At 34.8% G+C, this 20,649-nt stretch carries 15 protein-coding genes and 1 tRNA gene; 8 read left to right on the top strand and 8 right to left on the bottom strand.

Annotated features, from left to right (window positions below; genetic code table 11):
- Positions 1-44 precede the first annotated feature (44 nt).
- The 3 genes from ACM9HF_RS12465 to ACM9HF_RS12455 all read right to left on the bottom strand — a co-directional run bounded on the left by ACM9HF_RS12465 (position 45) and on the right by ACM9HF_RS12455 (position 3,009).
- Positions 45-776 carry a glutathione peroxidase gene (locus ACM9HF_RS12465; RefSeq protein ID WP_473608784.1) on the bottom strand — a complete coding sequence of 244 codons (732 nt, stop codon included), beginning with the start codon at positions 774-776 and terminating at the stop codon, positions 45-47.
- Between the two features lie 139 nt (positions 777-915).
- Positions 916-2,466, bottom strand: coding sequence for an ATP-binding protein (locus tag ACM9HF_RS12460; RefSeq protein WP_473608780.1), 1,551 nt, complete (start codon positions 2,464-2,466; stop codon positions 916-918).
- A 186-nt stretch (positions 2,467-2,652) separates the two neighbouring features.
- A complete protein-coding gene (locus ACM9HF_RS12455; RefSeq protein WP_473608777.1) occupies positions 2,653-3,009 on the bottom strand; it encodes a hypothetical protein in 357 nt (118 codons plus the stop codon).
- Between the two features lie 122 nt (positions 3,010-3,131).
- Here ACM9HF_RS12455 and ccoG point away from each other — a divergent pair, with 122 nt between their 5' ends.
- Genes ccoG through ACM9HF_RS12440 form a run of 3 tightly spaced genes read left to right on the top strand, consistent with a single transcriptional unit; the run spans position 3,132 to position 6,290 of the window.
- The gene (ccoG, locus tag ACM9HF_RS12450; RefSeq protein ID WP_473608773.1) at positions 3,132-4,565 is read left to right on the top strand and encodes a cytochrome c oxidase accessory protein CcoG; all 1,434 of its coding nucleotides are present in this window, start codon (positions 3,132-3,134) and stop codon (positions 4,563-4,565) included.
- Between the two features lie 60 nt (positions 4,566-4,625).
- Complete coding sequence (locus ACM9HF_RS12445; protein WP_473608769.1) at positions 4,626-5,603, top strand: serine/threonine protein kinase; 978 nt, start codon at positions 4,626-4,628, stop codon at positions 5,601-5,603.
- A gap of 36 nt (positions 5,604-5,639) precedes the next feature.
- A complete protein-coding gene (locus ACM9HF_RS12440) occupies positions 5,640-6,290 on the top strand; it encodes a thiol:disulfide interchange protein DsbA/DsbL (protein WP_473608764.1) in 651 nt (216 codons plus the stop codon).
- 248 nt (positions 6,291-6,538) lie between these two features.
- Here the strand turns inward: ACM9HF_RS12440 and ACM9HF_RS12435 are convergent, their stop codons facing one another.
- From ACM9HF_RS12435 to ACM9HF_RS12425, 3 genes are all read right to left on the bottom strand, one after another.
- A complete protein-coding gene (locus tag ACM9HF_RS12435) occupies positions 6,539-7,162 on the bottom strand; it encodes a TVP38/TMEM64 family protein (protein WP_473608760.1) in 624 nt (207 codons plus the stop codon).
- Positions 7,163-7,216: 54 nt separating this feature from the next.
- Positions 7,217-9,229, bottom strand: coding sequence for a PQQ-dependent sugar dehydrogenase family protein (locus tag ACM9HF_RS12430; RefSeq protein WP_473608756.1), 2,013 nt, complete (start codon positions 9,227-9,229; stop codon positions 7,217-7,219).
- Positions 9,230-9,350: 121 nt separating this feature from the next.
- Positions 9,351-9,998 carry a single-stranded DNA-binding protein gene (locus tag ACM9HF_RS12425; RefSeq protein WP_473608753.1) on the bottom strand — a complete coding sequence of 216 codons (648 nt, stop codon included), beginning with the start codon at positions 9,996-9,998 and terminating at the stop codon, positions 9,351-9,353.
- Positions 9,999-10,153: 155 nt separating this feature from the next.
- On the opposite strand from ACM9HF_RS12425, the gene ACM9HF_RS12420 reads away from it, so the two are divergent.
- The 5 genes from ACM9HF_RS12420 (at position 10,154) to envZ (ending at position 16,076) form a co-directional block, all read left to right on the top strand.
- Positions 10,154-10,228 (top strand) — tRNA-Arg (locus ACM9HF_RS12420).
- 151 nt (positions 10,229-10,379) lie between these two features.
- Positions 10,380-12,416 carry an XrtA/PEP-CTERM system histidine kinase PrsK gene (gene prsK / locus ACM9HF_RS12415; RefSeq protein WP_473608749.1) on the top strand — a complete coding sequence of 679 codons (2,037 nt, stop codon included), beginning with the start codon at positions 10,380-10,382 and terminating at the stop codon, positions 12,414-12,416.
- A 38-nt stretch (positions 12,417-12,454) separates the two neighbouring features.
- The gene (gene prsR / locus ACM9HF_RS12410) at positions 12,455-13,804 is read left to right on the top strand and encodes a PEP-CTERM-box response regulator transcription factor (protein ID WP_473608746.1); all 1,350 of its coding nucleotides are present in this window, start codon (positions 12,455-12,457) and stop codon (positions 13,802-13,804) included.
- 134 nt (positions 13,805-13,938) lie between these two features.
- The gene (gene ompR / locus ACM9HF_RS12405; protein WP_473608742.1) at positions 13,939-14,664 is read left to right on the top strand and encodes an osmolarity response regulator transcription factor OmpR; all 726 of its coding nucleotides are present in this window, start codon (positions 13,939-13,941) and stop codon (positions 14,662-14,664) included.
- Positions 14,665-14,783: 119 nt separating this feature from the next.
- A complete protein-coding gene (envZ, locus tag ACM9HF_RS12400; protein ID WP_473608737.1) occupies positions 14,784-16,076 on the top strand; it encodes a two-component system sensor histidine kinase EnvZ in 1,293 nt (430 codons plus the stop codon).
- Between the two features lie 62 nt (positions 16,077-16,138).
- Here envZ and pckA read toward each other — a convergent pair whose 3' ends face one another.
- Both pckA and ACM9HF_RS12390 read right to left on the bottom strand, forming a co-directional pair.
- Positions 16,139-17,749: a phosphoenolpyruvate carboxykinase (ATP) gene (gene pckA, locus ACM9HF_RS12395; protein WP_473608733.1), complete on the bottom strand. Its 1,611-nt coding sequence runs from the start codon at positions 17,747-17,749 to the stop codon at positions 16,139-16,141.
- A gap of 297 nt (positions 17,750-18,046) precedes the next feature.
- Positions 18,047-20,635 carry a penicillin-binding protein 1A gene (locus tag ACM9HF_RS12390; protein ID WP_473608729.1) on the bottom strand — a complete coding sequence of 863 codons (2,589 nt, stop codon included), beginning with the start codon at positions 20,633-20,635 and terminating at the stop codon, positions 18,047-18,049.
- Positions 20,636-20,649: the final 14 nt, after the last annotated feature.

Raw genomic sequence — 20,649 nt, 5'->3', positions numbered from 1 at the left:
TATACCTGCATCTGAATGATAACGGGTATATATTTTAGAAAAAACTAAGCGTTAAAGTGCTCTTCTAATTTATCGCTTCCGCCAATCAGCTCAGCATTAATAAATATTTGTGGTACTGCTGTAGCGCCAGTGATGGCTTTAAGTGCAGCTAAGCTTAAATCTTTACCTAACTCTAATTCTTCATACTGTAGGCCTTTTTCTGCTAGTAGAGCTTTCGCTTTAGCACAAAATGGACAACCCGGTTTGCTAATTATAGCTACTTCGTCAGTCGAAACAGCTTCAGGGTTAATGTATTTAAGCATAGTCGCAGCGTCTGAAACTTCAAACGGGTCGCCAGGTACTTCAGGTTCGATAAACATTTTATCGATAACGCCGTTTTTAACTAACATAGCGTATCTCCAACTACGTTTGCCAAAACCTATGTCTGACTTATCAACTAATAATCCCATCGCTTCAGTAAAATCACCGTTACCGTCAGGAATGAAACTAATATTTTTGGTGTGTTGATCTGCAGACCAAGAGTTCATAACGAAGGTGTCGTTAACCGACATACAAATAATTTCGTCTACGCCGTTTTCGAAAAATTTAGGGGCTAATTCGTCGTAGCCTGGTAAATGTGCAGATGAACAAGTTGGTGTAAATGCGCCGGGTAATGAAAACACGACGACTGTTTTATTATTGAAAATTTCATCTGATGTACGTTCAGCCCATTCGTCGTTGGCTCTAAGTTTAAATGTTACGTTTGGTACGTTTTGATTCTCTTTGTTAGTAAACATGGGTATCTCCGTAATAAATATTGTGAATGAGTCGGATTCAAATGAATCCGTTTGGTATCGTTTAACTTGGAGCTATTGTGCAAGGTTTATGTTTTTAATTAAAGCGATAAAATTAGCTTGTCGTAATCGGTAAAAGCGATTAAAGATCTTCAGAAGCAGCATCATCATTATTTTTAACTAATTGTCGATAAGCGTTGTTGAGCTTGTTGGTGATCATTTCCTGCGGGCAAGGTTTCGACATGTAATCGTTAAAGCCAGCTGATATACATTTTTCAGCGGCATCGTCTAACGCATCAGCCGTTATTGCGATGATCCATACGGGGTTTACATTTTCTTGCTTTGAAATAATAGAAGCAAGTTCGAACCCGTCTAATATTGGCATGTGGCAGTCTGAAATAATAATGTCGTACGCAAGGCTATTGTGCATTTTCAATGCTTGGTCGCCGTCTTGTGCAATATCAGGGTGTATATTTAAGCGCCCGAGTTGTGCAGTAAGTACTTTTAAATTAACAATATTATCTTCTGCTACTAATACACGTAAGTTTTTAAAACGATTGTCGTTAGGTGGGTTGATAACGCGCTTATTTTTACGTCGGTCTTCAGTGTCACTTTCTACACCTGACTGAACAAGCGATAGGTTGAAGTAAAAATGGCTTCCAACCCCTTCCGTGGACTCTAACTCAATATGACTTCCCATAGCTGTGGCTATTTCTTGGCAAATACTAAGTCCTAACCCTGTACCGCCATATTTACGTGTAATCGCATCATCAGCTTGTTTAAAAGGGTTGAATAAAGAAGATTGATGACTAAGAGGGATACCAATACCTGTATCTTTAATTGAAATACGAATGGTATCGATAATGTCATTATCTACTGTGTTAGATTCGAGCAAATCAATATTGAGTGTAACTGCACCTTTTTCAGTAAACTTAATGGCATTACTGACCAAATTATTGAGTACTTGTGATATACGTGTGGGATCGGTTAAATAGTTGTGAGTAATATCATCTGCTACGTTATAGGTGAGCTCAAGTTCATCAGGTATTAACTGTTTAAAGCTGTTAGTTATATTGCGACTTAACTGATGTAAATTAACGGGAACTGATTCTAAGGTTAATTTACCTGCATCCATTTTTGAGAAGTCGAGCACATCATTTAATAATGTTAGTAAGTTACCTGCAGAATCTTTTAACGTACCTAATAATTCTTGTTGATGGTTATTAAGTTCTGTATAAGTTAGCGCTTCTGCCATACCTAAAACGCCATTCATTGGAGTTCTTATTTCGTGACTCATTCTTGCTAAAAAGGTGAGCTTTTCTTGAGCCGACTCTTCAGCTAACTTACGTGCTTTTTCTGCAATTTTTAATTCGTCAGAAATTTTTTGTCGTATTTGTTCTTTACTTTGAATTTTTCGGTAATAGACGGCTAATATAATTATAACGATGAAGCATAAAACACCAATGATATAACTCGCATTACGGTAAATTTCATTTATTTGATCTTGAATAGTAATGTCTGAAGTTGCGGGAGAATTAGTTTTTATTAATTGATTTTGTTGTGTAGTAATGGAGGTGTTTTCATGTGCTATTACATGATTAATGCTGAATAAATTTACAATAAAAAAAGCGACTACGAAGAGTATGTTAACTCTTTGTTTAAAGAAATATCCGTTATTCCATTTGTTAACCATGTTTAAACATCTCGTAGCAAAACTATTAATCTTTTTCTTTAATGATACTACACCATCAAATATTTATGTCTATGAATACGCGATTAAAATAATTGTACTTCAGTGTTTTTTATATACCCGTTATCATTCAAGATGTATGAGCAAAATTGTTAATTTTTCAACTTTGCTCATTTTATATAAAGGTATTTAAAAGTATTTATGATACTTACCAATAGTTTTACAGACAATTTTTTGGTTTGCCGCTTGAAAATTATAATCAGGTTTGTAAGCCTCGCAAGATGCTTTGTAAAACGAAATAATATTATCTCTATTAGCCGTTATTTGTGTCGCGTATTCCACTTCTTCAGGTGAAAAACGATTAAAAGAGAGCTCTAAATCGCTAAATACTTTCTTGGCATTTAGCCTTACTTTAGTGTCCGTTGCATTATTAAAGCTTGCTAACATAGACTCTTTTTGCTCGTTATACCATTGTGTTAATTCAGGTTGAGGGTAAAAATGCAAAAATAGCGCTGCTGAGACGATCAATATCAATAAATTTTTCATATCTTGTCGTATAATGGGGCCGTATTTATAGGATAATCAATTTTTCAACAACAATATATTATATTTGTTGCTTTCCTATTTAATTTTTTTAATAAAACAGCTTTGTTGAGTAAGGGTTTTTTGTGAGTGAGCAAGAGTTAAAAAATAAAAAATTAGTTCAAATTCCTGTAAAAAATATCAAGATACACAAGCCTAAGGGTGTTGAAACATATCAGCCAAGTGACCAGATATATGTACGAAAAGTATCTGGTTTTTTTCAAAAATTACGACAGCGCATGAATTTAGTCTACTTTGCTTTTTTTGCGTGTTTACCTTGGTTGCAATATAACGGGCATCAAGCAGTATTGTTTGATCTTGAATTGCAGCGCTTTACCTTATGGGGCCTAACTCTATGGCCACAAGATCTTACTTTATTAGCCTGGTTATTTATTCTTGGCGCATTTCTATTATTTTTTGTGACTGCCTTTTTAGGTAGGGTTTGGTGTGGTTATATGTGCCCGCAAACTGTATGGACCTTTATCTTTATTTGGTTCGAAGAAAAAATAGAGGGCAGTGCCAATCAGCGTAAAAAACTTGATAGCCAACCCATGAGTTTTAATAAATTTTGGCGTAAATCCTTAAAACATACGGCTTGGGTGTTGTTTTCTTTATTTACGGCTATGACATTTGTGGGATATTTTGCACCAATGCGAGAGGTTGTGATTGATGTATTTACACTCAATACTTCACTTACACTCGCCGGTATTATTATCTTTTTCACTTTTGCCACATACGGAAATGCGGGCTGGATGCGTGAAACCATGTGTTTACATATGTGTCCTTATGCGCGCTTCCAGTCAGCAATGTTTGATAAAGATACCTTGACGGTATCTTATGATGCTAAACGTGGGGAAAATCGAGGTCCTAGAGGGAGAAAACAAGATCCTAAAGAACTAGGCTTAGGTGATTGTATAGATTGTAACTTATGTGTGCAGGTATGTCCTACCGGTATCGATATTCGAAATGGCCTACAGTATGAGTGTATAAATTGTGGTGCTTGTGTTGATGCCTGTGATGGCGTAATGGATAACATGAAGTATGAAAGAGGACTTATTAGGTACGCAACCGAACATGAGTTACAAGGCAAGAAAGTACACTTTGTTCGTGGAAAACTCATTGGTTACGCCAGCGTACTATTGATTATGTCAAGTTTATTGGTTTTAGAAATAGTGAATCGTTCTCCCGTATCTTTAGATATTATTAGAGATAGAAACGAATTATCGAAAGAAAACTTTAATGGCGATATTGAGAATGTATATACCTTAAAGATATTAAATAAATCGCAAACCAACAATACGTATAAATTATCAGTTAAGGGCATTGAAAATACTAAATGGCATGGCGATCAAATTATTAAAGTTGCTGGCGCGGGCGTATACACATTACCTATTAGTATTTCTGTAGACCCATATGAATTAAAGTCATACATGAATGATATAACATTTGTTATTGAACAAATTGAACCTGAAAGCGATGTTAAGTTAGAGCATGAAAGCCGATTTTTTAATAAACGCTAGAGCTAGTATGTTAAAGCACTAACGTTTATTATTGCGTGAAGTGCTTTTATAGAGAAATACATGTCAGTATTTGATTTTACCTCGCTTTCCCCAGACTTGATTTTAGATGGGTTGGAAAGCGTTGGCTTTAAGGTAGACAGTGGCTTACTTGCTTTAAATAGTTATGAGAATCGTGTCTATCAATTTCATGATGAAAATCTTGTTAAGTACGTCACTAAGTTTTATCGCCCAGAGCGTTGGACCGAAAATCAAATAAGAGAAGAGTTAAACTTTGCTTTAGAACTTGATAACCAAGAGCTGCCTTTAGTACCGCCTTTATGCGTTAATGGTGAAACTTTATTTAATTATCAGGGCTATTATTTTACCGTATCTCCTTGTAGAGGTGGTCGAACGTTTGAAGTAGATAACTTAGAACAACTTGAATGGATGGGGCGTTTTATTGCACGTATTCATGGGGTATCTTCTACAAAAAACTTTGAGTTACGACCTGCATTAAGTGTTGATGATATGCTTTTTGATGCAAGTAAAATTATTCAAGCATCGGGGTTTGTACCTAAGTCATTAAATCTTCCATTTTTTACTATTTTAGAACAAGTAAATGAAGTGGCTGCCGCTCAATATAAACCTAAAAAACAAATTAGGTTACATGGTGATTGCCATGCGGGAAATATATTTTGGACCGACAAAGGTCCTCATTTTGTTGATTTAGATGACTGTAAAACAGGCCCAGCTATTCAAGACTTGTGGATGATGCTTTCAGGCGACCGTAATGAGCAACTGTTACAACTCGATACACTTTTAGCAGGGTATGAAGAGTTCTTTACATTTGATACAAGTGAGCTTGTTTTGATAGAATCATTACGAACTATGCGTGTTGTTAATTATATGGCATGGTTATGTAAGCGATGGAAAGACCCTGCATTCCCTCGAAATTTCCCATGGTTTGACAGCGAAAAGTACTGGGAACAACAAATTTTAATGCTTAAAGAGCAAATGTCGGCTTTGCAACAACCGCCTTTAAGTTTAATTCCAATGTAGCCAATGTTGGCAAAACACATTTATTAGGATGTAATAATGAAGAAAATTTTAAGTTTGATTGTAATGTTATGTATGCCATTGATGGCTTGCTCGACAGATTATAAAGCAGGTGAGCACTATACTGTTGTTGACGATAATGTTTCTAAAAAATCTGAAGTTCGCGAATATTTTTCATTTTATTGTCCGCATTGTTTCAAGTTTGAACCGATCATGACTAAGCTTGAAGCAGCGCTTCCAGAAGGTACTAAATTTGAAAAAAATCATGTGGATTTTTTGCGCGCAGCTTCTCCTAAAGTTCAAGCGTTACTTAGTAAAGCAATTGTTGTTGCTCAACAAATGGAGATGGAAGCTAAACTAGTAGGCGCTATTTTTAACTATATTCATATTCAGCGTGCGGTTATTACTTCTGAGAAAGATATCCGTAATATTTTCGTATTAAATGGAGCTGATGGAGATAAATTTGACAAGTTAATGTCTAGTTTTTCAGTAAATAGCCAAGCTAAATTAATGAAAAAGAATCAAGATTACTTCTCATCAAAAAAAGGACCTGACGGGAAAGGGTATTTAAATTCGGTTCCAACCGTTATTGTTAATGGGAAATATAAAGTGAACCCTTCGGCATTAGATAGAAATAACTTTGAAGAAGATTATACGAAACTTGTTAATTATTTACTTACTTTAAAGTAATGTAAGTTTTATATATTTTAGAGAAAAGAGCACTAGTTGCTCTTTTTTTATGTCTTTAATCTTTGAATATTAGCGAAGTGCTGAATTGATTAATTTAATGGGGATTATATCAAGCTGATTAATTAACAGCTCATTTTTAATGGTTAAAATGAATAACTACAGCGTTATAAAATTTATAAGTAGAATAACGAGTTACTAAATTTTGTGCCTTATATTTATCCATTTTTTTTCATAAAAAAGTAGATCATTTATTTAATCAAATTGGTATTATTACTTTTATGTAATCGCCACCCCAATAAGCTAGCAATAATAAAGAGAATGACTGCCGCAATAATGTGGGTAGACTCCGCTAGTTTTACCCCTGAACCTGCTAATGAAAAAATTATCATTTGTGGAATAAAACCTACACAACTCCCTAAAATATAAGGTGATAGTGGTACGTTCGCTATGCCCGCTAAAATATTAGTCAAAAAGTTAGAGCCAACTGGAAGTAATCTAATTATGAGTGTTTTTGAAAAGGTGTTAACAGATAAAAAATTATGGAGTTGAATAAGTTGGGTTTTATATTTTGTGGCAATATAACTGTGTTGAAATATCGAAGCCAATTTATAGGTTATGTAAGCGGCTATAGTCACAGTAAATGTGGCGTATAACACACCTAAAATCACACTGAAGAAGTAGCCACAAGTAAAGGCAATCACTTGCCTAGGTACACCAATACAAGAAAGCCCCACAAGCATAGTAAGCAGTATAAATGTGCTGTAAATATTATTAGGTGTAAATGAAAGTAAATAGTGCTGAAACGAATCTTGAGTAAATAAAGTAATAGAAAGTAGCGCATACAAGGCAACAATTGTACTTATAGTAATCAACCATAACGTATTTTTTTTTAATAGAATGTGTTTGATTGTTATCTACTTATTCTTTTAACTATCGTTGCTTAAGCTTTCTAATAAGTTGTTTTTGGCTAAAGTGAATTCGTCTTCAGTCAAATAACCTTGCTCTTTTAAAAGAACCAACTTGTTTAAAGCATCGAGTAATTTTGTGTTTACTTTGCCACTTGATGTGTTTTTAGTGCTTTTGTTGAATGTTGGACTGGCACTTTTTTCTTTGATCTTATTTTGTATGTCTGGTTTAGGTGTAGGTTTTTTGCTTTTAATTCTTTGTTTTATTGCTGGTGGAACTGGCGTTTTAATTACTCTATTGGCAATGTGATTTACATTTATTTTTGATGATATATACCATTGCCAGTCGATAACGTGTTCAATAACTGTGTGGTATTTTTCTTTTGTAAGTCTTTGGTTGCCTTCTCTTAGGTAAGAGCAAATTGAAAATTCTTCGTCTTCAGTAGTTGTGAGTTTTAATGTGATTTTTCTTACTTTATCGTCAATCATCTTGTCTCGATGTTCTTGTTCAAAAGTAATTCTTAATGCGTTTTCAATTGAGTTACTAAAAGCGGTGTCATCTGTATGTGTTACCTGATTGATGACAATGTCGTTAAGCAGTATTTCACTACAAAGAATTTCTTTGATAGAAATAACTTTGCTAACGGTATTTTCGTGGCGCTTGAATAATGATACTTCGTCTGTTGCGGTATTAAATTCAAAACGCGCAAAATTACTGCGTAACATTGATTTTGTTTTTATAAAAAGTTGATTGTATTTATTTTTAATAACAAATATAACAATACCGATCAGAGCTAAAAGTATTAATATATAAAACCAGCTATTTGAAGATGATTCTTCGTCTGCTACAACTCTTTTAGCTGTAGCTGAAGATGTTTCTGGTACTAGACTTGATAATATTTTATATACAGTAGAATGGGTTTTATCAAACACAAAGAGCTCGTTCTCGTGCGCAATAAATAATACCAGTTGGTTTGCTGTAGGAAAAGTTGCTTGGTTAAAACTAATCACTTTTTCTGACTGTTGGGCTGTTGTCGAGTGGTTATTTACTTTTAATGAATGTAATTGCCAATCATTCTCTGTAGGTAATATAAATAATATTGTGTTCCATAATGTATCGAGTTCTCTTCCCTTGTAATACACGTTTGATAAATGAATGTTTTCATTTTGATCTTGATATAAAGGATCTTTAGGAGGAGTTAACAAATAATCTTGGCCCAATGATGTGAGAGATATTAAGTGTTCATGATTATACGCATGGGTAACAATTAATTGATTTTTAGTTTGTTTAGACCAAGTAAACTGACTGATATTTTGTACGCCTAATATAATAATTTCATCTTGAATATTAGTATTTTTAATAAATGGATTGTTATGCGGGATGGTGTAATTGCGTAAGCCAAACTTTTCAGGGTTAATTCTTAATATACTGCCTGAATATAAAGGCAAATCTTTAAGCTCTTTATTCGGCGTTAATGAAAAATAGAGGTAACCGAAGTCATCACTCCAAGACTTTAAATAAGGATTAAAAGATAATTGATTAATTTTGTTTGACGCTGTGGCTGCAATACGGAGTATTTCTCTTTTGTGAGAAATATTTATTTGATCTTTATTAACATTGCTAAGTTGCCATTCAGTAATAACTGCATCGTGTGTATGTTGTACTTCTAATTCTTTTTTACTCAGTTGGTTATTTTTCTTTGTTGGATCGTAAAGTTCAGTATGAGCCGTGTAAATTACATTGTATCCCGTTTGATCCATTAAATGAAAATTAGGATGTAATGTGACCGCAGTAAAAATACGGGTTTTGTTTTGTTCTAAGTTTTTTGAAAAATTAATAATAGGCTGAGCTTGTATTTTTTGCCCTTTAGAGCGATACATTTTCCCTGTTGAATCAGTAAAGAAGAGTTGATTATTGCGTGTGGTGTTAGTAAGGGGTAACAACCAAAAATTGTTTGTTGTTAGTTTAGGTAAATCAATAAAAGGCTCCACAACATATGGAGTTGAGCTAAATGCAATTTGATTGATTCCCATTGAAAACAAAAGACCAATGAGTAGATATTTTATATTATAAAATGTGTTTTTATTTTTCTTCATTATCTTCATTTATAAATGAGTAAAAGCTAGAATTATGTTTTACAGTCCATTGATTACTTCATTTTAGCAATATCACCTGCTGACAATCAATTAATTGAGATTTATTTGAGTTATTTAAATAACTTAGTTTACCTTCAATAACTAAATGATCTCCTATTTTTGCTTGTTCATTAATGTAAGACGCTTGTTTTCCCCATATGTGAATAGGTCTTTCAATTTCTACATTTTTAAGTTCTTGAGTTACAGAAGAGTGCACAAAAAAGTTTAATAGTAATGTTAACTCTGCAAGTTCTTTATTGTGCTCAGTAGTTACAAACTTAATAGAGGAGTGAATTTGCCCACTGCAGTGTATTTGATTAAGAGATTTAGCATAACCTTTAGGGTAAGTTTGGGCATAAGTCGCATGAATAATTTCTCGGCCTGATTTCTTACTATTAAGTAGGTACCCTTGTAATAAAATGATATCGCCTTTTTGTGCGTGTATCAGTGAGCGCTCAACAACTTCACCTATCACTTTGATAACATGGTAGCGAGTCCATTCTTTATATTGATTGGTTGCTTTATCAAACCATTTACTGTGGGTTGCTAAAGTAAATTCAGCGATAGCTAAAATGGGATTTGCCTGATACCTAATAATGGGTTTATCAACTAAATTCCCAAGTAGTACGGTATTACATAAATGATTTTTAGCAGGAGAACTAAGCATGAACCTTCAAACGATATAGTGCAAAGCATACAATGTACGTAAAGTTTTATTGATAGGCAAGCTTGAGTATTGTTTTTCAAAGTAGTGGTATTTATTTTAAGCTAACACTAGAAATGAAGTGAGGTTTTGACTAGAATCGCAGCCTACAAAATGTAGCTCTCGTGGTGAAGTGGATATCACGTGGACCTCCGGAGTCTAAGTCGCAGGTTCGATTCCTGCCGAGAGCGCCATTTCTTACCAAAATACTGACTAATCAACGAAAAATTATCGTGTATTACATGCTAAACGTAGAAAAAGTAACATATTAACGGTAGTATGTTGTTAGTGATTAGAAGGGCTTATGTGTGCGCTACTAGTTAAAAACATACATGGTGATTGGTAATGGATTCAATTGGTTTTTTAGGCTACGCTTTTGCGAGCTTTTCATATGTTATTTTTACCTTACTGCTCTTTGCTGCTCGAAATAATACACTTTTAGCTAGATGTATTATCATTTGTGCTATTTCTACTCTTACAGCCAACCTTGTTGCCGCTCTTCAAATAAAATTTGGATTTACTTTACAATGGGTTATGGTCGCCGACGGTGTCAAAATAGCTTGTTGGTCTATTCTTGTTCTCATTTGTAATACGGAAGAAACCACGTTTCGAAGATTGTTCTCCAATATTTATATAAAAAAATATAGCCTTATTTGGGCGGGTCTAATGGCAAGTTGTTGGTTGCTGACCTATACGTTACATTTTTCATATGAGTATTTATTTTTACTGTTTATTGTCCTCAATTTATGGACACTCGTTTTATTAGAGCAACTTTATCGCAGTGCTAATTCTCAAGTACGATGGGCGATATGGCCTCTTGTTATCGCGATTGCAAGTGTGTCGTTGTTTGATTTTGTGCTTTACGCACAAGCGATGATGGTACAAAGGCTCGATTTTAATTTTTGGTTTAGCCGAGGCTTTATCGCGATTGTTGTTGTTCCTTTGCTGATGATCAGCACCCGAAGAATTAAAAACGGTTCTGTAAGAATTTTTGTATCCCGTAATGTTGTTTTTTATAGCTCAATGCTAATGATTGCCGGTGTGTATTTAATTATTATGGCGGTTGTTGGTTATGTATTAAGTTATTTTGGTGGCAAGTGGGGCTCTGTATTTAGTGTTGGGTTTTTGGTTTTAGGTGGTATTGTTCTTATCACTTTACTAGCAACAGAAACATTGAGAAGAAATGTTAAAGTATTTATAGCGAAAAACTTTTTTGCTAATAAATATGAATATAGAGATGAATGGCTAAACTTGATTGGGAAAATTGAAAGTAGCGACGCTGAAAATAATTATCAAATGGCTACCCAGATCATGATGTCTAAAACTGGAACTCAGTATGGAGCTATTGTAAAACAAATTACCAATACGCAATTCGAAACTAAGTACTCATCAGGCTTAGAGTTTGAAGATATATTTGTTCCCCAATTAATTCACCTCTGTCATTTTTGTAAACGTGAAGGTTGGATTATAGACTTAAAAGAATATTCAGAAGCACCGAGTATTTATCCTGATTTATCTCTTAATTTATTGCAATGGCAAGATAAAAATATTTCGGTTGTTGTACCTATTTTTATTGGCAAAGAGTTTTATGGTTTATTTGTTTTAGCAACAGATAAAGAGCTGTCTCAATTCAATTGGGAAGATCGTGATTTATTTTTTGCCATTTCCCAGCAATTGGGAAATGTTTTATCTTTACATGAGGCCAACGACAAAATTGCAGAATCAAAACAATTTGATGCCTTTAATCGTATGTCTGCTTTTCTTGTTCATGATTTAAAAAACATACAAGCTCAGCTAGCATTGATAACTAATAATGCTGAGAAACATAGAAATAACCCCGAATTTGTTGATGATGTTTTCGAAACGGTAGAATCAGCCACTGAACGTTTAGATAAAGTATTATCGCAATTACGTAATAAGCAAGTTGCTCAAGTTAAAAGTAATACCGTTAATGTAAATACTGTATTAGAACAAGTTGTTGCTCAACGGAATGTGAAAAAGCCATTAGTAGAATATATTTCAGTGGGCGATCTTATGGTTACTGCTGACAAAGATGTTTTATTTTCCGTGCTAAATCACTTAATTCAAAATGCTCAAGAAGCAACTGATAAAAATGGTTGGGTAAAAGTTTTTTTAAGAAGTGTTTCAAATGACATTCAAATAATAATTGAAGATAATGGTTGCGGTATGTCTAAAGCGTTTATTGAAAAGCGCTTATTTAAACCTTTTGACACAACTAAAGGTAATGCGGGTATGGGCATAGGTGTTTATGAAGCTAAGCAATTTATAGAAAGTATTTCAGGGGTTATTAAAGTCGAGAGTGAGGAAGGTGTTGGTAGTAAATTTATTGTCAATGTACCTGCTACATCATCTTTAAGATAAGCGAACAATAATAAGTATAAAGTAAGGGTTCTTTCTAAATGGAAAAATTATTAATCATTGATGATGACAAGGGTATTCAAAAACAGCTCAAGTGGAGTCTGTCTGATTATGATGTTGTCTTAGCTGGGGATAGAGAAAGCGCTATTGCTGCAGTAAGACGCTTTGAACCTAAAGTTGTCACTTTAGATTTAGGTTTACCACCCGATGAAGCGAATGCTTCTGAAGGTTTAGCGGCTCTGCAAGAAATTCTCACAATAGCTCCTCATACTAAAGTAATTGTTATTACGGGTAACGATGATCGAACCAATGCGTTAAAAGCTATATCAGCAGGCGCATACGATTTTTATCAAAAGCCTATCGAATCAGAAGTCATTAACGTGATTATTTCTCGTGCATTTAGTGTTGCCGCCATTGAGGAAGAAAACAGGTTAATGCGTTCTGTAGCCGGTAGCGATATAGGTATTATTGGTAATAGTGCCGCTATAGATAGATTGCGTACTATGGTGAAACGTATAGCACCTACGCAAATCACTGCCTTATTACTGGGTGAAAGTGGAACAGGTAAAGAAGTTACCGCAAATGCTGTTCATTTAGCGAGTGATAGAAAAGATAAGCCGTTTGTTGCTATTAACTGTGCATCAATCCCTGAAACGTTATTAGAAAGTGAATTGTTTGGTTTTGAAAAAGGTGCTTTTACAGGCGCACACAAAACCACTAAAGGTAAAATTGAATGTGCTGAAGGTGGAACACTATTTTTAGATGAAATTGGTGATATGCCTTTTAATCTTCAAGCTAAACTCTTACGTTTTTTACAAGAAAAGCAAATAGAGCGTTTAGGTGGACGACAAGAAATTTCAGTAGATGTAAGAGTGGTTTGTGCAACTAACCAGAATCTTGAAGAGATGGTAAAAGAGAAAACCTTTAGGGAAGATCTATTTTACCGTGTGAGTGAAATTACGTTAAATATTCCACCACTAAGAGACAGAGATGAAGATGTACTTATTTTAGCTCAATACTTTTTACAACGTTATGCTCAAGAATATAAAAGTAATGTTAAAAGTTTTTCTGACGACGGTTTTAGTGCCATTAAAAGCCATAGATGGCCAGGAAATATTCGTGAGTTGCAAAATAAAGTAAAAAGCTCTGTTATTATGTGTACAGGTACTCAAGTTACTGCAATAGATTTAGGCTTTTTTGATCATGAAAATTCAGAATTTGAATTATCGCTCAATTTGCGTACGGTTCGTGAGCAAGCAGAATCTATCGCTATTAAGAAAGCCTATTCGCTTTCTGAAACCAATATGTCTAAAACGGCTGAACTGCTTGGTGTTACCAGACCAACCTTATACTCTTTAATCGAAAAATATAATTTAAACTTAGGGGATTAAATCTTCTATAGCGCTAAAATTGACGAGCTATTCATAATTTGTAACAAATGCCTAGGCATTGTCACAAAGGAGCTTTGTAACTTTAGCGCTTTTTCATTTATATTTACCTTATAGTAAAAACAGAGAGCACTCCAATGGGTCAAGAAACTCCAAAAATTTTAGTTGTTGATGATGATATGCGCCTTCGAGCACTACTTGAACGTTATCTTGTTGAGCAAGGTTATGTGGTGAGAAGTGCGGCAAACTCTGAGCAAATGGACCGTTTATTAGAGCGAGAAAATTTCCATTTATTAGTACTCGATTTAATGCTTCCGGGTGAGGATGGTTTATCTATTTGTCGTCGTTTACGCCAAAACAATAATGATATTCCTATTGTTATGCTTACCGCTAAAGGTGATGAAGTTGATCGTATCATTGGATTAGAGTTAGGTGCAGACGATTACATGCCTAAACCCTTTAATCCTAGAGAGCTTTTAGCACGTATTAAAGCGGTATTAAGACGAAAAGTTCAAGAAGCTCCTGGTGCGCCAAGCCTTGAAGAAAATATCATTTCATTTGGTGAATACCAACTTAACTTAGCGACAAGAGAAATGCTAAAAGGCGACGTAAGTATGCCTTTAACCAGTGGTGAATTTGCTGTTTTAAAAGCACTTATTAGTCATCCAAGGGAGCCTCTTTCACGTGATAAATTAATGAATCTTGCTCGTGGAAGAGATTATTCAGCTTTAGAGCGAAGTATTGATGTTCAAGTTTCTCGCTTAAGAAGAATGCTTGAAGAAGACCCTGCAAAACCTCGTTATATTCAAACGGTTTGGGGATTAGGTTATGTATTTGTACCCGAAGGAACCGGTACAGCTTAACTTACCTATCAAGAATGAGTGAAACCTTTCACTCATTCCTTCAAATTGTGAAGATAACCCATCTTATTTTCTGAATAAAATTATGTAACTCAGCAGTCGTATTTAGGTACAACATTATTATGAAAGTATTACCACGAAGTGCATTTGGACAAACTGTATTACTCATTGGTGTTTTACTTTTAGTTAATCAGGTTGTTTCCTACATTTCTATAGCTATATATATTCTCCAGCCCAATGCTCAACAAGTTAACCAACTGTTAGCTAAACAAGTAAAAGCGGTGTTTATTGATATTGATGATCCTGTATTAAGACCCGCGATGGCAGAAGCTTTTCATAAAGAAACTGGAATAGGGGTTTATCGTGAAAAAGTGGCAATGAAGCTAGGTTTACAACACGCCATTTATTATCCTTTTCGTTCTGAAGAAATGACATTATTATTAGGTGGTCCAGCAGAAGTTCGAATTTCTCAAGGTGATGAATATTTGTTTTGGATCCGTCCTCCGCAATCACCTAATTGGTGGGTTAAAATTCCGCTAACAGGTTTGGAAGAAGAAAATTTATACCCTTTATTGGTTGTTCTCGTTATTTTAGGTGTGTTAAGTGTTGCTGGAGGTTGGTTGTTTGTTAGGCAACTTAATAGGCCTTTAAAAGCATTGCAGTATGCTGCTAAAGAAGTCGGCCGAGGTAACTTTCCTGAGCCTTTAAAGGAAAACGGAACAACTGAAATTGTTGCTGTTACACAAGCATTTAATCACATGTCTAAAGGAATATTACAATTAGAAGATGATCGTAATTTGTTAATGGCGGGTATTTCACATGATTTAAGAACCCCACTAACGCGTATTCGATTAGCAACAGAAATGATGTCAGCTGAAGATGAATTCTTTAAAGAAGGGATTGAAAGCGACATTGATGACATGAATAAAATTATCGATCAATTTATTGATTACATTCGTCATGATACAAAAGATGCTGTTGAAATGAGCGATTTAAATGAGCTTTTAAAAGAAGTGATACAGGCAGAAAAAATATCTGATCGCGTTATTTCTTATACAGATAAAAGTATTACCCCTATTCCAATTCGTTACATTGCTATAAAAAGGGTTGTTGCGAATCTTATTCAAAATGCCCTTCGTTACAGTGATGACGATATTATTATTGAAACTGATGAGCTAGCGAAACAAAAATGTGTTTCTTTTTCTGTAATAGATAAGGGGCCTGGTATCCCAGAACAAGAGATGTCTCGTTTATTTCAGCCTTTTACTCAAGGAGATACAGCTAGAGGAGGAGAAGGTAGTGGTTTAGGGTTAGCTATTATTAAACGTATCGTTGATTCACATGGTGGTCATGTTGAATTAACTAATGTTGAGAATGGTGGGTTAAAAGCAACGGTGACTTTACCTATGAATTAACCCAAATTTGATAGGTTAAAATTAAAAAGCAGTATAAGTTTTTCACCTATACTGCTTTTTATTTAGAGTTGTGGGCCTGCTGCAACTAAAGATTTCCCATTATCATTATCAGTAAACTTATCAAAGTTATTAACAAATCTTGTGGCTAAATCTTGGGCTTTATCATTCCATTGATTAGCAGAATCATAAGTATTTCTTGGATCTAATATTTCTTCATTAACACCTGGTAAAGTGTTAGGGATTTCAAGATTAAATAAAGGTACAATTGATGTTTCAGCTTTATCAATAGAGCCATCTAATATTGAATCAATAATTGCACGAGTATCTTTAATTGAAATACGTTTACCTGTGCCATTCCATCCGGTGTTTACCAAGTAAGCTTCAGCGCCTACAGCTTGCATACGGTTTTTTAGTACTTCAGCATATTTAGTAGGATGAAGACTTAAAAAAGCAGCACCAAAACAACTTGAGAAAGTAGGTGTAGGTTCTGTTATTCCTCTCTCTGTGCCTGCCAATTTTGCTGTAAATCCTGACAAAAAGTAGTACTGTGTTTGTTCTGGAGTTAATTTTGCTACAGGAGGTAAAACACCAAATGCATCAGCCGTTAAAAAGATAACTTTTTTGGCATGTCCTGCTTTTGATACGGGTTTAACAATATTATCTATATGGTAAATAGGGTACGAAACACGTGTGTTTTCAGTTTTTGAATTATCATCAAAATCTATTTTACCGTTAGCATCAACCGTTACATTTTCTAATAAGGCATCACGTCTGATTGCATTGTATATATCAGGTTCATTTTCTTTACTAAGGTTGATGGTTTTGGCATAACAGCCACCTTCAAAGTTGAAAACACCATTATCATCCCAACCGTGTTCGTCGTCACCAATTAACTCACGTTTCGGATCCGTTGAAAGTGTTGTTTTGCCTGTACCTGATAAACCGAAAAATATAGCAACGTCACCTTCTGAGCCTACATTTGCGCTACAGTGCATTGAAGCAATACCTTGTAAGGGTAAAAGGTAGTTCATCATAGAGAACATGCCTTTTTTCATTTCACCGCCGTACCAAGTACCACCGATGAGCTGAATTTTTTCTGTTAGATTAAAAGCAACAAAATTTTCAGAGTTTAAACCTTGCTCTTTCCATAATGGATTCGTTGTTTTCGCTCCGTTCATTACAATAAAGTCGGGCTCGTAATTGGCTAACTCACTTTCTGTGGGGCGAATGAACATGTTTTTTACAAAGTGAGCTTGCCATGCAACTTCCGTAATAAAGCGAACCTTTAAACGCGTATCTTTGTTGGCTCCACAGTATGTGTCTACAACATAAAGCTTTTGATCAGTTAGTTGAGATGTTACCAAGTTTTTTAAATGATCCCATGTCTTTTGGCTCATTGGGTTGTTATCATTTTTTCCTTGATCAGACCACCATACCGTGTCACGACTTACGTCATCTCTAACAATGTATTTATCTTTTGGTGATCTGCCTGTAAATATTCCTGTATCAACGTTAACGGCACCAAGCTCCGTTACAACGCCTTTATCAAACCCCGTTAAATCACTTTTTGTTTCCTCGGCAAACAACACTTCGTAAGATGGATTGTAAACAATTTCAGCAACACTATTAATGCCATATTGCGATAGATCGATTGAATTTTCCGAAGTTGTCATTTTATGTTTCTCCAAGAGTAAAAGTTTCAAAATAATGTGCGTTGTGGACTATTCTAATGGAGTTTTATAAAAAACGAAAGAAAAAAGTGTTTCGTTGTGAAAGTTTTCAGTGTACCTTTCATAAATAGCTAAGGTGTGTTTTTAATGGAGGGTTGTGTTATTTTAAAGTTATTGATTTTTAATGGTTTTTATTGTTATTGCAGATTTTTATTATTAAGAGAAATAAAATCCCTCTTAATAATAAAAAATTTCGATTGTTATTTTTGAAGTTTCGTTTGTTGACTTACGTTATATGTTTCAAAAAATATTATCAATTGTTGATGTGGTGTTTTTATTTGTCTCATAACTATTGTTTTGAGGGATAAATTCATTAGGCAAAGTACCTTTCTTAAAGTATTCAAAAACACTTGAGTTATCAGTTTTGTGCGTAAGCTTCCCTGTTGCTTTATCAATACGAGCAGAAACAATATTATCAGGTTGTATAAATTGCTCATACGGAAAGTAGGGTAGTGCTTCCTTCATGAATAAATTCCAAGCAGGCTGAGCTGAATTAGCACCTGCTTCTGAGCCTGTTATTTGATTATCTGGCAAATTTTTATTATATGTTGTTCTACCTAAGTCTTTAGAGGGATCATCAAAACCTATCCATGCCGAAGTTACCAGTCGTCTCGAAAATCCACTAAACCAAGCATCTTTAGATTGGTTAGTGGTGCCTGTTTTTCCTGATAGATCTTTTCTTTTTAATGCTCTTGAGCGCCATCCTGTACCTTGCCAAAAAGGTTTAGTATTCCAATCTGCTCCCCAAATAACAGAGTTCATTGCGTTGGTAATAAGAAAAGCATTTTGTGGATTTAATACTCTATTAGCAATATTTAAGGGGGCTTGTTTATTTTCGTTAGCTAAATTAACCGGTGAATCTGTAGTTGTGTCAAAAAAATGAGCATTAGACTCAGTAGATGACAGTTCAGTAATTTCGTTTGTTTTGTTTTTTATACATTTCTCATCACATGCAATTTTTGGATTTGCTTGGAATACAATGTTGCCAAAGGAGTCTTCTATACGCTCAATAAAATAGGGCTCTATTAAAAATCCTCCGTTGGCAAAAACAGCATATCCTGTTGCAATTTCTAATGGGGTAAAAGAGGCCGAGCCTAATGCTAATGTTTCATTGTTTGGTATTTCATCTCTTGCAAAGCCAAAAGATTGTAAATGGTTAATAACATTTTCTTTTCCTGTTTGCCTAAAAAGACGAACAGCTACAACGTTTTTAGATTGTGCAAGTGCAAGTCTCACTCTAATAGGGCCATCATATCTGGCTGGTGAATTTGATGGACGCCATACACTTCCTCCACTTTTATCCCATTGATTTATGGGGGCATCATTGATCAATGAACCTAAGGTTAATCCATGTTCTAAAGCTGCAGAATAAATAAAAGGTTTTATATTCGACCCTACTTGACGTTTGGCTTGAGTGACACGGTTGAACTGACTTTGCTTAAAACTATAACCGCCAACAATAGCTTGAATAGCGCCGTTGTCTGGTGATAACGAAACCAAAGCTGAGCTGGCAGCGGGTAATTGGCTTAAACGATATTCTTCATTATCTTTAGAAACTAAGATGACATCGCCGTATGTTAAAATTTGATAGGCAAATTGAGGAGCGACCCCTTGTTTACTGTCTGTAATATATTCTCTGGCCCAAGAGAGCCCATCCCAACCTATATCTACAATACTTTGATCAGCCAAACGAACACTGACAGAGTTTTCTAGTACTTCAATAACAACAGCAGGAATTAAAGATTGGTAGGTAGTCACTTCATTAATAGCATTTTGTATTTCACTTTCATTGAGTAAATCGGTAGTAGAAACAATAGGGTTTTCTTCATTTTTAATCGCATATTCTTTTAAGTGGGGTCGTAAGCTTAAAAGAGGCCCTCGGTATCCATGACGTTGATCGTAAGCATATAAGTTATTCAGTACCGCTTTTTGCGCAGCTATCTGTAAGTGACTTGGAACGGTTGTATATACTTTATAGCCTGCAGAGTAAGCATTGTCTTTACCATACATAGTTAAAACTTCTTGGTGCGCCATTTCAGCAAGGTATGGGGCACTTAATTCTATTTCTGCGCCATGCATTTTTCCTGTAATAGGAGCATTTATAGCTTCTTCGTATTCTTGATCAGTTATATAATTATTATCTAACATGCGTCTTAAAACGACACCTCGCCTAGCTTTGGCTTTTTCTGGAGATCGAATAGGGTTAATACTTGACGGTGCTTTAGGTAAACCAGCTAATACAGCTATTTGAGCAAGGGTTAGGTCATTTAAATCTTTTCCATAATAAACTTGTGCTGCAGCGCCGAACCCAAAAGAGCGATGGCCTAGGGGGATCTTATTTAAGTATAACGTGAGGATTTCGTCTTTTGAAAGTAAGCTCTCAATATGAAAAGCTAAAAATATTTCACGAATTTTACGGGTGTAAGTAATTTCAGAACTTAAGAAGAAATTACGTGCTACCTGCATAGTAATGGTGCTAGCACCACCTTTGTTTTGTCCGGTTAGCTGACCTAAAACAGCTCTTGACATACCAATAGGATCTACACCAAAGTGATAATAGAATCTGTCATCTTCTGTTGCTAGCAATGCTTGAATAAGTTTTTGAGGAATTTGGTCCAGAGTTAATGGAATTCGTTTTTTTTCGCCAAACTGAGAAATTAGTTTATTATCAGCACTAAATATTTTCATTGGCGTTTGCCATTGAATTTCTTTAAGAATTTTAACGCTAGGTAACTCTGAACGCATTGAAATATATAGCACAGAGAGTGATATAATGCCTAAGGTAATAATTATAAAACTTAGTTTTAATAGGTTTTTAAAAGAAAACACAATAAAAAATACTC

It is taken from the genome of Colwellia sp. RE-S-Sl-9, assembly GCF_048296855.1.
In the GTDB taxonomy this organism is placed as follows: Bacteria; Pseudomonadota; Gammaproteobacteria; order Enterobacterales; family Alteromonadaceae; genus Pseudocolwellia.
This window is presented reverse-complemented; position numbering and strand designations above follow the sequence as displayed.

Coding starts and splice junctions, on each gene's coding strand:
- prsR (WP_473608746.1), top strand. CDS start 12,455: ATGGAAAAATTATTAATCATTGATGATGACAAGGGTATTCAAAAACAG.
- ACM9HF_RS12440 (WP_473608764.1), top strand. CDS start 5,640: ATGAAGAAAATTTTAAGTTTGATTGTAATGTTATGTATGCCATTGATG.
- pckA (WP_473608733.1), bottom strand. CDS start 17,749: ATGACAACTTCGGAAAATTCAATCGATCTATCGCAATATGGCATTAAT.
- ACM9HF_RS12425 (WP_473608753.1), bottom strand. CDS start 9,998: ATGCTTAGTTCTCCTGCTAAAAATCATTTATGTAATACCGTACTACTT.
- ACM9HF_RS12445 (WP_473608769.1), top strand. CDS start 4,626: ATGTCAGTATTTGATTTTACCTCGCTTTCCCCAGACTTGATTTTAGAT.
- ompR (WP_473608742.1), top strand. CDS start 13,939: ATGGGTCAAGAAACTCCAAAAATTTTAGTTGTTGATGATGATATGCGC.
- ACM9HF_RS12430 (WP_473608756.1), bottom strand. CDS start 9,229: ATGGGAATCAATCAAATTGCATTTAGCTCAACTCCATATGTTGTGGAG.
- ACM9HF_RS12460 (WP_473608780.1), bottom strand. CDS start 2,466: ATGGTTAACAAATGGAATAACGGATATTTCTTTAAACAAAGAGTTAAC.
- ACM9HF_RS12465 (WP_473608784.1), bottom strand. CDS start 776: ATGTTTACTAACAAAGAGAATCAAAACGTACCAAACGTAACATTTAAA.
- envZ (WP_473608737.1), top strand. CDS start 14,784: ATGAAAGTATTACCACGAAGTGCATTTGGACAAACTGTATTACTCATT.
- ACM9HF_RS12455 (WP_473608777.1), bottom strand. CDS start 3,009: ATGAAAAATTTATTGATATTGATCGTCTCAGCAGCGCTATTTTTGCAT.
- prsK (WP_473608749.1), top strand. CDS start 10,380: ATGGATTCAATTGGTTTTTTAGGCTACGCTTTTGCGAGCTTTTCATAT.